General features: G+C 54.4%; 8 protein-coding genes. All 8 read right to left on the reverse strand.

Translation table 11 applies throughout. From position 1 onward, the window contains the following. A partial coding sequence (locus NHH03_RS22470) for a sulfatase-like hydrolase/transferase (protein WP_253159887.1) occupies window positions 1–905 on the reverse strand: 905 nt, incomplete at its 3' end. A 26-nt stretch (window positions 906–931) separates the two neighbouring features. Further along, a complete protein-coding gene (locus tag NHH03_RS22475) occupies window positions 932–2,476 on the reverse strand; it encodes a LamG-like jellyroll fold domain-containing protein (protein WP_253159889.1) in 1,545 nt (514 codons plus the stop codon). After that, on the reverse strand, window positions 2,473–3,003 hold the full coding sequence (locus NHH03_RS22480; RefSeq protein WP_253159891.1) for a sigma-70 family RNA polymerase sigma factor: 531 nt from the start codon (window positions 3,001–3,003) through the stop codon (window positions 2,473–2,475). Before NHH03_RS22480 ends, NHH03_RS22475 begins: the two co-directional genes overlap by 4 nt. 488 nt (window positions 3,004–3,491) lie before the next feature. Continuing rightward, a complete protein-coding gene (locus tag NHH03_RS22485; protein ID WP_253159894.1) occupies window positions 3,492–4,784 on the reverse strand; it encodes a DUF1552 domain-containing protein in 1,293 nt (430 codons plus the stop codon). A gap of 22 nt (window positions 4,785–4,806) precedes the next feature. Then, window positions 4,807–7,512: a DUF1588 domain-containing protein gene (locus NHH03_RS22490; RefSeq protein WP_253159896.1), complete on the reverse strand. Its 2,706-nt coding sequence runs from the start codon at window positions 7,510–7,512 to the stop codon at window positions 4,807–4,809. After that, window positions 7,509–8,960, reverse strand: a complete 1,452-nt coding sequence (locus tag NHH03_RS22495; protein ID WP_253159898.1) for a DUF1501 domain-containing protein — start codon at window positions 8,958–8,960, stop codon at window positions 7,509–7,511. The genes NHH03_RS22490 and NHH03_RS22495 overlap by 4 nt, the downstream gene beginning before the upstream one ends. 2 nt (window positions 8,961–8,962) lie before the next feature. Next, window positions 8,963–12,019 (reverse strand): DUF1553 domain-containing protein, encoded by a 3,057-nt coding sequence (locus NHH03_RS22500; RefSeq protein ID WP_253159900.1) that lies wholly within the window; start codon window positions 12,017–12,019, stop codon window positions 8,963–8,965. Further along, window positions 12,019–13,326: a sulfatase-like hydrolase/transferase gene (locus NHH03_RS22505; protein ID WP_261364415.1), complete on the reverse strand. Its 1,308-nt coding sequence runs from the start codon at window positions 13,324–13,326 to the stop codon at window positions 12,019–12,021. The genes NHH03_RS22500 and NHH03_RS22505 overlap by 1 nt, the downstream gene beginning before the upstream one ends. Window positions 13,327–13,378 lie beyond the last annotated feature (52 nt).

Below are 13,378 nucleotides of genomic sequence, written 5' to 3' on the forward strand. Positions count from 1 at the left end.
TTCCCGCTGAACCAGCACAGGACATGGACTCCGCCTTCGTAGTCCATCTGCTTGAAGCCGCGAAGCGGCTCATTGTTTGCGTGCATGGCCCCGCTGCCGCCGTTGTCTGTGAGAAAAATCAGCAAAGTATTGTCAAAAATGTCGTGTCGCTTCAGCGAGTTCACAATCTCCCCGACGCCCATATCAAGGTGCTTGATCATGGCCATCAGGATGTCGCGTGTTTCGTCGCCGGTCACTTTTTCGATGTCTTGCTCGGGGGCTTCCGGTGGAGCATGCACTGCGTTGTAAGCGACATAGAGAAAGAAAGGCTCCTCTTTGTGGCGGTTGATAAAATCGACCGCTTCCTCAGTGATTCGAGTGGTGAGGTAGCCTTCTTCTTTGATGGGGTTGAGGCCACGAAAAATGGGGTGATCCATGTTTGAGTGGTCAAAGTAGGGGTGTGCCCCGCGTCCCATGAAGCCATAGAACTCATCGAACCCTCGATTCATGGCGTGGTACTCTTCCGTGAGTCCGAGATGCCATTTACCCAATGCACCAGAGACATAACCGGCTGGCTGGAGTCGCTGTGGAAGAAACACTTCCTCAAGCGGAACGCCTGATCCTCCTTCCCCCGCGGTGTAGATTCCAAAACGTTGCTGATAACGACCCGTCATCAGTCCTGCACGAGTCGGCGAACAAACATGTCCACTGGTGTAGCCCTGAGTACAGATGATGGACGAATGTGCGAGGGCATCGATATTCGGTGTACTGACTTCTGGCGGCGAGTGCGGGTTGTAGCTGACATCGGCATAGCCCTGGTCATCTGTGAGAATGATGACGATGTTCGGTTTCTCTTCCGCAAAGGCGATGGAAGGCATTCCGATCAAACCGAGGATCAGCGCTTTCAGAATGTGTCGATATCTCATGGTTGCTACTCGGGTATGTTCCAGATTTAAACTTGTGGAGTGAGTTGAAACAGGTTGTCGATCTGTTCGCTGGTCAGAGCCGATCCGAAGAAGGCAAGTTCGTCGATCCTTCCGTGCCAAAAGCCCGATCGTCGATCTCGTTTCTTGCCATCGTACTCTTTCGGGGTTCCTCCGATGCTGAAACGGTTGTGCGGTTGTGCTTGAAACCCATTCAAGGGCTCTGAGGCAACGAGGGCTCCGTTTCTGTAAAGTCGCAAACCGTCAGTCGTCTTAACGACGGCAACATGCGTCCAGTCTTCGAGAGGCAAAGGTGACGGATCCACGATCGTTAGAAACCGAGTTTCATCGGCGAGGGTAAGGCCCAAATGCCCATGATCGCCAACAAGCCCAAAGCGAAATGTTTCGTCGCCCGAGAGATTCATGTCTGAGACGAGAACTGCGTTCCTTGGCAATGTCTCGGTGCGGATCCAAGCCATGATGGTGAACTCTGCTGTTGGGAGTTTGAGGCCTGAGGAGATCTGCGCATATCCGCCCGCTCTAGGGCCATCCAAACGAAGGGATGAACCGATACGGCCCGGAGCGAATGGTTGTCGCCGTGTATCACCTTTCACTACGGAGGCCGTATTGCCATGCCCTTTGGTAGCATCCTTCAAGGTATGTCCGTCGTCGATGACCGCCATGCGATAGTAAACGAGCGGCAGGAGTTCACGAACGTTCCCACTATAGGTTGGTTCCGGCTCATTGAGACTTCTGAGGAAGCGTTGATGGTCGAGGGAGATGCCGAGCGGGATGAGCGTTGAGTGATCGATGCGAGTCGCCTGATTGGTGACAAGACGAACGGGTTCAATCGAGGTGTCCCGCCGCCTGGGTTGCACTTCCACTTCCCCTTTGAACACATGGACTTCACTGCTGCGCTGGCCCACGACTTCGATGGCGAATTCTGTGCCGAAAACGACCACTTCAGCATCGGGCGTTTCCACTGTGAATCCAACTCCCTCCGAAGTGACATTGGCCGCCAGGCGTCCTTCGTTCAAGCTCATGAATTCAGGGCCATGAATTTCGAAAGAAGCCGGTGCTTCGATGATCACTTCGACACCTGATTCAAAGGTGATTTGAACAAGGCCTTGGTCGAGTTGGTAACTGCCGGTCCGTACTTCGCTGCCCATGTTGAACTCAGAGGATGCGCCGAACAGTTCCAGACTGGCAGCCACGCTCCGGGTCAGAGATGCGACCGTTTCGCCCGGTTTCATTCTTGATCGTGCGCCCCATCGTGGCCACAGGATCACTCCGGCCAGCACCAACGCAGCGGCCACGGCCAACGGTTTCCAAAAGCTCAAGAAATCAGAGGGAGGATCGGGAGCGTCAGAAAGATCTGGCAACTGCAGATCCCGCAACACACCATGTTCCCATGCAAGCATGGTGTGAACCTGGCAGTATTCCAGGTGCAGTTGTCTAGCCGCCGGATGCTGGCGAATCACACTCGCCAGACGATGGCTTTGTTCCGGCGAAAGTTCGCCCTCGGTAAGTTCCATGAGGAGAGACTCCAGATCGTTTTTTTCCTCCTCTGTCATACGGCTTTCTCCGGGCGTTGACCTTTGACGCACTCGATTAAAGCGGCACGTGCTCTGAAAAGGGCCTGCTTGATTGAGTTCTCTGTCTGACCGCTTTGAGCGGCTATGGATTTCAGCGTGGCACCTTCGGTGTATCGACGGCGGGTGAGTTCCTGATAGCGCTGGGTTAGTTTTTCGATGCAGTCGCCCATACGTCGTTGTTTTTCTCGCTGCCACTGGCATTGCTGCTCAGCGTCTTCAGCGATGTCTCGAAGGAAGTCATCGTCGAAAACAAGGCGATCCCGCGTCAGTCTGCGGCGGTGCGCCATGACTTGGAAGTAGGCAACTTTGAGCATCCAGGCACCGAAGTTGGTGCCCAGTTTGAAGTCCTGCGATTTACGCCAGAGAACAGCGTTTGTCTCCTGCAGGACATCCTCCGCCTGAGTGCGGTCACCAAGAAGCGACAGTACATAGGCGTAGAGTCGGCTCTGATGGCTGGTCAGAAGCTGAACAAATTCGAAGGATGGTTCTGGTTGTTTTCCGGGCATGTATTTCCGTCCGTTGTTCGGCCATGTATTCCCGTGATCGATGGCGGCTGGTCAGGAAGGATATAGCCCGGGAGTATGGATTGGTTACGGAGGAGAACCAAAAAGAAGGCTGGAAATTATTCCGCCCCCTTTCGGCAGAAACCCGCAGTTCATCGTCCGCTCCACAGTTGTTGTGCGCGCGCGCAACAAAAGTCAGCTGCTCGTTTGTTTGGCATTAACGTGTGCGTAGCGCGAAAAGCCACGAAAACGTGATGTTGGGTGAGCGGGAAGAAAAACGACCCCATATTGCTTTTTTGACTACCCGCACGAAAAGAAGCCTCTCACAAGAGTGTTTCAGTGCCGGTTTGAGCGAGGTTTGGTTCGCGCATGCCGGGGAAAACTAGGAGCGATCGGCTTGGCGGAAGTCGGGGCTGTGCGGCGTGACTTGCGGCATGAAAATCAGCACTGTGTTTTCTGACACACCGATTTTCGACGAATTTGATTGTCCGTCATGTCTCCAACCCTCTCAGCGTTCCAGTACTGCTGGAGAAAGCCTGGTCTTCGATACCCAGATTTTGCAACATACTGACGAATACGTTTGCCAATGGCTCGTTGTGTTTCTGATCAAACGCCAGATGCGAGCCGTGCTTGAATCCGCCGCCAGCGAGCACTACCGGCAGGTTCAAACCATCGTGCCGTGCTGCATTGCCAAGGTTGCTGCCTTGTAGCACCATCGTCTGGTCCAACAGGGTGGCTCCGTCTTCTTTGACCTCTCGCAAGTCTCGCAGCAGCTTTGCGAGGCAATCCATTTGAGCCTTCTCGATCGTCGCCAACTCCTCGGCGGAATCCTTCTGAGATGACTGGTGTGTCAACGCGTGGTGCGGTGCGTTCACGCCGGGCAGGTCGACGGTGGGATTAAAGTCCTCGTTGATCAGCACCGTGATTGCTCGTGTCGAATCGGTTTCCAAGGCTAGTCGAGCCATGTCGAACAACATGCGAGTTTTCGGAATCAATCCGCCCGGCGAGGTATCGTCTTTGGGCATGGAAATCTCCACCTGCGGTTTCGGACGCTGCGACCATGCTTCCTGAATTTCCAGGCGTTTTTCGAGTTCACGTAGTGAATCGAAGTACTGTTGCAGTCGGTGGCTGTCTGCGTTTCCGACACGGCGCTGAAGCGAGTGAATTTCGTCACCGAATTGGTCCATCAAACTGCGACCGTCTCGCAACCGTTGGACTTGGTTTTGAATCTGTTCAACCGAGCCTTCCATGAACAGCAAGCGATACACGTCGCTGGGACGCTCGATCGCGGGAAGCGGAACGCCATCGGCGGTGAACGACAATGATTTAGAACCGGGACCGACTCGCAGCGAAAGCGACGGAAACCGGGTGAGATGTCCCACTTCCTGAGCGATCCGTTGGTCAAGCGAAAGCGTGTTCTTGAAACCGGGGCGAGTTGGATGCGTCGCTCCCGTCAGAAAGCACACATCCGCGGCATGCAGTCCGCCGGTACCGGGATGGTGGAGACCTGAGAAGATCGTGAAATCATCACGCAGGTCATTGAGTGGCTCAAGGTACGGAGACAACTTGTAGTCGCGGCCAGATTGTTTTGGGAAGAACCGTTCGGGCATGAATCCAAGGTCGACGTTGATTGCCACCATTCGCTTTGGCAGCGGAGAATCCTGCTGAGCCGAAAATGCTGGACGCATCGCGTCAAGGAAAGGCAACGCGAGGCTAGCACCTGCGGCTTTCAACAACGTACGACGATTCAGCGATTTACGTTCTGGGAAATAGACGTTCTTCATATTAGTTGGCGTTGTTGAGTATTTACTTATTCCGAAACAATGAACTTTGGACGAGGCCATGGATCACTGATCGAAGCCTGTAACCATCGTCGGCGGTGGCATCCAAAATCGTTTCGATATGCGGTCGGTCACTGATGCCGACTGGATGCCCGGTCGCATAAACGACCAATCGTTCCAGCAGATTCCGAGCTATCGCTCGCTCATCCTTGACGATATTCCGTCGAAACTGTTCGATGCCGTCGAATGGCCGACCATCTTCCATCTGGCCGCTAGAATCGACGGATAGTCCCAGCTTGAATTTGATGGGTTTGGCCCTTCGATTGATGCCCTCGACTGGTTTGCCTTTTTCAAGCGAATGGTATCGCTCGCGAAAACGACCCATCACGTCGAACGATTCTAAGGCAAATCCCGGTGGGTCAATCTTACGGTGGCAGGAGGCACATGAGGGATCTGCACGGTGGCGGGCCAGTTGCTCACGAATGGTGGTCACTCCACTGATGTCCGGTTCCACCGCCGCGACGGCTTCCGGCGGTGGCGGAGGCGGATCACCAAGCAATCGGTCCATGACATAGACTCCACGTATCACGGGAGACGTTGTGGTGCCGTTGGCACTGACTTTCAAGACACTGGCTTGCGTCAAAAATCCTCCGCGAATCGAGTTTTCCGCAATAGCCACTCGCGTTACCGTTGCACCGGCTGGACCTTCGATGCCATAAAGTTCAGCCAATTCACCGTTGAGCATCAGGAAGTTGGAGTCGACCACATTGCGAATCGGTAGATATTGGAGAATCATCTCTCTAAAGAACGCGCGCGTTTCCATCAGCATGGATTCCAGTGTCCATGTTGAGTAACCGTGGTACAAGTTCTCGTCCGGTTCGGTCACTCCGATATCACGCAAGTTGAGCCAGTGGTCGAGAAAGTGATCGACGAACCGCGTCGAGCGTGGATCAACGAGCATTTCATCGACGAAGGCGAGGTAGCGATCAGCCTTCAACGCGGTGTTCAACGATCGACGAAGCTGACCGTCGGCGGGGGCGTTCCAAAGAAACAACGCCAACCGATTCGCCAACTCGGGTGGTGGCAATTCGCCCGCATGCATCTCGACAAGAACAAAGCTCGGCGAACTCAATACCGAGCTGTACGCGGAAATCATCGCAGCCTGAAAGGAAGCACCACTCTCCAGTCGGCGCTGAAACATTCCCATGGGAATCTCAAAGTCCAATGGAGAGATGTCGCGTCGATAGGCTTCGTTCATGAAACTCGATAACAGGCGACGTGCGTCTTTCGAGGGATCCTCGGATACAATTTCATAATCCATAGAACCAATGACAGTGGATCTTGTTGAAGATCCCCGTGCGGACGGTTCTTGGACACGATCCACCCCGCGAGGCTGGAGAGTCAAATCTCCGAACAAACGCCGATGGCTTTCCGGCGGCCAGGCATCAACGAACGGTCCTTCAATCTCGAACCCCTTGATCGCAACAGCGGGAACGTCAACAGCAAGATATTTGGCCTGCTTGCCGCCAACCTCGATTCGCCACAACGGTAAAGTTGCCATCGCGATACTGATTGTCTCGCCTGCCTTGAGTTCAACCTCCAGAAATTGAAGGCCGTCGTTTGCGGATATATCAAACGTCCCCAGCAAAGAAGTGTCGCCGTACACTGCAATCACTTCGGTGCGTTCGGTTGGCTCAACCGTTCCTTTATTTGCCTGAAACGCAAACGCATCGATGCGAATGGTATAGCGACCGGCTTGGCTAGCTCGCCCGATTTTCAGGGGAGCGTTCGAGACGATGCCAATGGCGTCGATGTAGGGTTTTTGGTCCAACACATAGCCATGCTTCTTGGTCTGGAAATTGCCCGGATGGCTTTCAAATGTGAGATCTCGCTTGCGCCCGATCAGCGGTAGTGCACTGCCGTGTTTGAATTCCAGATAGACATCTTGTGCCTCGCGTATCAACCGCAGCGTCGCCTGTTCCTTTGGCTTCCCCTTGTCTAGAACAATGGTTTGCCCGCAAAGATCCTTGATCCAGACGCTGGTTTTTTTGGACACTGGCTTTTCACGCTGCGGAGCCATCGCCGCACGCAAGGCATCATCAGCGACTTCCAAATAACGATCGACCTGAACATGCGAAAACGGCAACGTCGATGAAGATTTGCCAAACCCGTCAGACAATGGATCGGGCGGCAGTTTGTCGCCTGCGTCGAGAAGCGGCATCTTCAATAAATCACGCAGCGCATTGATGTGCTCGGCGCGGCTCAATCGGCGAACGGTTGACCGTCCCTCTTTGGCAATGCGATCTTGCTCCGCTGAGATCAGCGTTGGCTGAAGCGTTTTGAGAAACGCGTCGACGTCGGGTTGCTCGGGTTTTTCGGCGTCGGCAGGAGGCATTTGACCGGTCCGAACCCGGTCGAAGGCACGCACCCATTTGTCGTGAGAATTGGTGTCGGCAAGGTCAAACGAAAGCCCATCTAGATCGAAGCCACGTTCCGAACCATCGCCGCTGTGACAATCCAGACAATGGTTCTCGATGAAAGTCGCGACCTGCGGTGGAGCTTCGGCGCGCAGTGGCGCCGATACCGACAGGCTAAAAACCAACAAAGCAATCAGTAACGACCAAGCCGAAGTGGATCTTGTTAAAGATCCGGCCGTACAGGGATCTTTTGCAAGATCCAGCACCACCACCACCAATCCGAACTTTTGGAGAACAGCAATACGGTTCTTCATGAAAGAATCTCCTTCACGACGTCTCCCGCCAGGTCAGTCAATCGAAAGTCGCGGCCTTGAAGACGGTACGTCAAGTGTTTGTGGTCAATGCCAAGTTGGTGCAACACCGTAGCGTTCATATCGTGAACGGGAACAGGGTTCTCGACCGTGTGAAAACTCCACTCGTCGGTTTGGCCGTAAGTAAACCCCGGCTTCACGCCTGCTCCAGCCATCCACATCGTGAATCCGAGATGATGATGCTCACGCCCGAAGCTCATTTTCGTAAGCTTGCCTTGGCAGAACACTGTTCGTCCAAACTCACCGCCCCAGATGACGAGCGTGTCGTCGAGCATCCCGCGTTGTTTCAAATCTTGAATCAACGCCGCGTTGGCTCGATCGGAGTAGGCAGAGTACTGTTCGATCTGTTTCGGCAAGTTGGAGTGCTGGTCCCAGCCGCCCTGGAACAGCTGCACAAAGCGGACGCCGCGTTCGGCCAATCGTCGCGCCATCAGCGCGTTGTAGGCATACGTTCCCGGTTCGCGAACGTCGGGCCCGTACAAATCCAGAATGTGCGCGGGTTCGTCACTGAAGTCAGCCAATTCAGGAACGCTCATCTGCATCCGCGCCGCCATCTCGAACTGAGCGATACGTGTGTCGATTTCCGGATCACCAACACGCTGGCGATGGTCTCGATTGAGTGCCGCAATGTCCGCAATGGTTCGCCTGCGCATCGCGTCGGAGATGCTTTCCGGGTTGCTGAGGTACTGCACCGGTTCCCGATCCGATCCGCCGATGCGAATGCCTTGATATCGGGATGGAAGAAACCCCGATCCCCAGTGGCGATCGATCAGAAACGAACCGCCCTCTTTCGTTCGCAACGCGACAAATGCTGGTAGGTCGTCGCACTCGCTGCCGAGTCCATACGCGGCCCAAGCTCCAATTGTGGGTCGGCCCGCGATTTGATGACCGGTTTGGATGTACGTGATCGCAGCGTCATGATCGACTTGCGTAGTCGTCATCGACTTGATGAAACAAACGTCATCGACGACTTTTGCGAACTCGGGCATCAGCTCACTGACCCAAGCACCACATTTTCCGTGTCTGGCAAACTTCCACCGCGATGCGACGACTGGAAATCGTGATTGCCCATTGACCATTCCTGTGAACTTCACGCCGCCCATCACCGACTTGGGCAGGTCCTTTCCGTCCCATTTTTCCAGCAGGGGTTTGTGATCGAATAGGTCGATTTGTGAGGGCCCTCCCGCTTGAAAGAGATAGATGACCCGTTTTGCCTTGGCGGGGAATTCTGGAAAGCCGGTGATGCCAGCCGGATTTGCTGGGACGGCGGCGGCCTCCGCAGCAGGCCTGCAGAGTAGCTGGCTGAGCGCTCCGGTTGCCATCACGCCGCCAAGACCGTTCAGAATTCCTCGACGTGACAAGCTCACATTGTCTTGATTGTTAGTGCCCATCACTACTCCAGTGTCATCGTTGCATCGAGGTTTAGCAGCACGTTGCAGAGTGCAGTCCATGCTTGTGATTGATTGCTGTCGGCAATCTCAAGGTAGTCCTTGCGAATCGTTTGAAGTTGCCGCAGTTCTTCATCACTCGGAATGCGCCCCGTGCAGGCATGCCACAACCAGCCAAGCTGTTCGGGTTCGGTTTGAGCCGCCTGCTGTGCCCGTTCTGAAAGGTCTTTCGCGGATGCCGCAAAGCCGGGTTCGTTAAGCGTGACCAGAGCCTGCAATGGCGTGTTGGTTCGCATCGTGCGGACTTCGCACTGATTGCGATCGGCAACGTCAAAGACCGCTAACATCGGGTGCGGCGAGTTGCGTTTCCAAAACGTGTAGAGCGTGCGTCGATGGTTCGACATTTCATATGGCAGCTTGACAATCTTGCCGTTCTGACCGATCACGTCATCAATGATGACCGGTGGGCCGCCTACCGTGTTATCGAGAAGCCCGCTTAGAAAGAGTGCTTGATCTCGGACGGTATGTACGGGCAGTCGAAAGCGTGGACCGCGCGCAAGATGGCGATTCGCTGGGTCACTCGCCCACATCGCTTCGCTGGCGTCGGAACTCTGTCGGTACGTTCGACTGGTAACGATTAGCTTGATCAACGCTTTCGTATCCCACCCCAGTCGTACATATTCGGTTGCTAACCAATCCAGCAGCTCCGCGTGCAGCGGTTCACCTGTTTGTGTTCCAAAGTTCTCCGGTGAATCGGTAAAGCCGCGCCCCCAAAGCGTTTGCCAAATACGATTGACGGCAACGCGAGCGGTCAACGGGTGGTCGGGATGTGTGAGCCAGTGTGCGAGAGCCAAACGGTTTGGATGCTCTTGCGGCAGCGGAGGCAAAAAATCGGGCGTGTCGGTTGCGACTTTGTCACCCAGTGAATTAAACACCCCTGCCAAGCGTATTTGTGTGTGTTTGGTTCGTCCTTCTTTCATCACCATCGTTGTGGGTGACTGAAAAATCGCTTCATCAAGTTTGGCGTGCGCAGCTATCCGAGCATTGTACAATTCGCGTAGATAGGCTGGGAGGCTGTCGTCCTCCAGAAACGCAAGTCGCAAAGTCTCTCGTTCCGCGTGAGTTCGGTTGTTTACCGGAACACGGGCGATCTCATTGATCGTCCTTGCATCGGCGAGTGAACGCACTTCGCTGACGTTCAATTCTCGATCATAGAACCGTAAGTCTCGAAGATCGCCAGAGAAATTCGCAAGGAATGGACTGCCGCCCAGAACCAGCTTTGCCTTGCCAGCGTTATCGGCCGAATCGTTGGTAACTGGATGCGTGCAGAGCATCGCATCATCGCTGCCATCGATGGACGCGGAATACGCGATGCCTTGCATCCGCCCGTCGCAGCGGAAGGTCACATGGTGCCACTTGCCGACCCTGAGCGTCTGGGCCGATTCAAATTCGATGTAACTGTTTACCCACCGACATACATGACGAACTCGGATTTTCCCATTGACCCAATCGGCTTGGATTCCCTGTCGGTAGCGTTCCGGTTCTTCGACGCTTGAAAAGATCGCAGCGCCCTTGTCCGATTCTGGCCGGAACCAGAACGAAATCGTCCAGCGCCGGTTGCCAGCACACAAAGCGATTGCGTCATTTGGTTTTTCGATCGAAGTGTTGCCATCAAGATGAAGCGGCGTTTCTGCGTAGTGGAATTTCAATCCGCGAGTGACACGCGTTTTCGGAGCGGATCTTGTTACAGATCCTTCTTCCAAGGGAACTCTAACAACATCCGCTACCTTGGACTCCCACTTCTGCTGCGCCTCTGCAATCGACGACTCGGCTGCAAGCATTGCCGCGTCCGCAGCATCTGTGGCTTGTTGCAACTGCTTCAGTCTGGCTTGTTCTTTCTGTGTCGGTGTGTGGATGTAAGGGTGCGAAGCAAGCTTGAGCGCGGAACCGGCTTCGCGGACATTGTCGAAGAAGGACAGCAATTCGTAGTACTCACGATTCTCGATCGGGTCGTACTTGTGCGTATGACAACGCGCGCAAAGCATTGTCATTCCCATCCAGACTGTGGCAACCGTTTCCATTCGATCCGCAGCGTTTTCAAACTTGGACTCGGCGGGAATGGTTCCGCTGCCAGTGTCATAACGGTGATTCCGCAGGAACCCTGTTGCGATCAGATAGTCTCTGGATCTGTCGTCGGCAATCCAATCGGCGGACTGCCAGTGTTGGTGCTCTTTCGGAATCATCAAGTCGCCGGCCAACATCTGCTCGGTTAACTTGTCGAACGGAAGATTTGCGTTCAGGTTGCGGATCAACCAATCACGCCACGGCCACATGACGCGATGCCCGTCTGCCTGATACCCGTTGGTGTCTGCGTAGCGAGCTGCATCCATCCAATACCAGGCACGGTGTTCACCATACGCTTCCGAAGCCAATAACTTGTCGACCAGCGATGATATGGCTTGATCGGGGTTTCGCTGGAAATCATCGGCAAATGCATTGCCTTCATTGGGAAGGATCGGAAGCCCGGTCAACGCGAGGCTTAAGCGGCGGGCAAGCACTCGCGGTTCAGCATCATGACGCGGTTTCAAGGATTCCGCATCCAAGTGCGAAGCGACAAAACTGTCGATTGGATTGCGAGGCCAATTAGCGTTCACTGTCTTGGGAAGAGCCCGGGTGATTGGTGCTGCAAACGCCCAGTGTCTCTCGTACTCGGCTCCCTGATCAATCCAGTCTTTCAGTATTTGAATCTGCTTTTTCGTCGGTCTGCGTTTGGAATGTGGAGGCGGCATGACTGCGTCGGGGGCATCCGAAAGCAAACGCTCGATCAGCGAACTTTCGTTTGATTTACCCGGTTCGATCACCCAGCCCATCGCTTCCTCTAACGCATCCAACCGCAAGTCAGCCTCGCGGCTTTCTGCGTCTGGCCCGTGGCACTCAAAGCAGTTGTCAGCAAGGATCGGTCGAACGTCGCGATTGAAGTCCACGTCGGCATAGACACTCGAGGCCAATGACACCACACAGCAGACCCGCACGATTCCGAAGATGAAGTATTGGGACGGCATTATTTTGATTTCCTCTGGCGTTTCTTGAGATCGGGAAATCTGCTCAGCGTTGACGCTAAGAATTCTTTGGCCGCTTGCGCCTCGGGGGTGAGATCGTTTGTGATGGAGTGTTCTTCCAGTGGATCAGCTTGGAGATCGAAAAACGTACCGTTCTGGTACAGCTTCCATCGTTGGTTCCGCACACACCAGTCAACCGGCCCGACGGTCGGAGAACTTCCACGCTTTCCGGGCGGCAGACGCTTGTCGGGCTTTCGCGGGTCGAGTGAAAGATAAATCCACTTTCGCGGTTCGGCTTGACCGCCAGTGATCCTGGTAAGAAAGTTCTGTCCATCGAACGGAATGGTCTGCGGAAGTGAGACGTCAGCGGCTTCGGCGAGTGTGGGCACAAAGTCGGTGAAATCAACAAGGTCCGCGGACTGCGTGCCGGGTGGAACATGGTCGGGCCATTTCACCACGAGCGGCACGTGGGTGCCGGCATTCGTCAACCGTGATTTGCCCCCGACAACGATTCCTGAGTCCGTTTTCGATTCAATACCTTTCACGGTTCCGTTGTCGCCGGTGAAGATGAACAGCGTATTGTCACTCAAGTCAAGTTTCGCCAATGTCTCATCAACGCGACCAACACATTTGTCGAGATACTCAATCATGTCGCCGAAGTGTTTTCTATCCTGCCTGCCAGATGGATCATCGGAATCAGGAGTGGCATCGAACGGTTCGTGTGTCAGCCAGATCGGGAAGTAGACAAAAAACGGTTCGTCTTTGTGGCGTGTGATAAAGTCACAGGCAAAATCTGTGAAATAGTCGGGGCCATAGTTCTCGGTTGGCAACTCAGTGGTCGTGCCATTCTTGATGACCTTCATCCCCCAGTGACTTCGCCCCGGAGAATGAATCGCGTACTCATCGAATCCAAAGTGATCCGGGCGATTTTTTCCGAGTTGCCATTTGTGGGCAAAACAGGTTGCGTAGCCCGCGTCTTTCAAAAGGTGGCCGAACGTCCGTTGGTCGGATGCTAACTCAGAGAACCGAGTGTAGTTCCGAAAGTTGTAGAGGCCGGTCATCAGTTGTACGCGAGTGGGCGTGCACAGCGGTTGTGCGTAGCAGTGCGTGAACCGTGCGCCATCCTTTGCGATCCGGTCAATATTTGGCGTCGCGTAAGACAGACCGCCATTGGCGCCAACACATTCGTAGCCAAAGTCGTCCGCCATTATTAAAACGATGTTCGGTCGGTCGGCAGCGAGGCTGAGGTTGGTGAGACCCCCAATGGCCAACGCCGCACAGAATGCCAGAACGTGAATTTGCCATCTCATAGAATCAACTCGTGAAAATTTATTGGCAGTGAAAAACTAACTTTGGACAACG

It is taken from the genome of Stieleria tagensis, from assembly GCF_024129865.1.
In the GTDB taxonomy this organism is placed as follows: Bacteria; Planctomycetota; Planctomycetia; order Pirellulales; family Pirellulaceae; genus Stieleria; species Stieleria tagensis.

Excerpts from the sequence above, each read along its gene's own strand:
- NHH03_RS22475 (WP_253159889.1), bottom strand. The coding sequence starts at position 2,476 with ATGACAGAGGAGGAAAAAAACGATCTGGAGTCTCTCCTCATGGAACTT.
- NHH03_RS22480 (WP_253159891.1), bottom strand. The coding sequence starts at position 3,003 with ATGCCCGGAAAACAACCAGAACCATCCTTCGAATTTGTTCAGCTTCTG.
- NHH03_RS22485 (WP_253159894.1), bottom strand. The coding sequence starts at position 4,784 with ATGAAGAACGTCTATTTCCCAGAACGTAAATCGCTGAATCGTCGTACG.
- NHH03_RS22490 (WP_253159896.1), bottom strand. The coding sequence starts at position 7,512 with ATGAAGAACCGTATTGCTGTTCTCCAAAAGTTCGGATTGGTGGTGGTG.
- NHH03_RS22495 (WP_253159898.1), bottom strand. The coding sequence starts at position 8,960 with ATGGGCACTAACAATCAAGACAATGTGAGCTTGTCACGTCGAGGAATT.
- NHH03_RS22500 (WP_253159900.1), bottom strand. The coding sequence starts at position 12,019 with ATGCCGTCCCAATACTTCATCTTCGGAATCGTGCGGGTCTGCTGTGTG.
- NHH03_RS22505 (WP_261364415.1), bottom strand. The coding sequence starts at position 13,326 with ATGAGATGGCAAATTCACGTTCTGGCATTCTGTGCGGCGTTGGCCATT.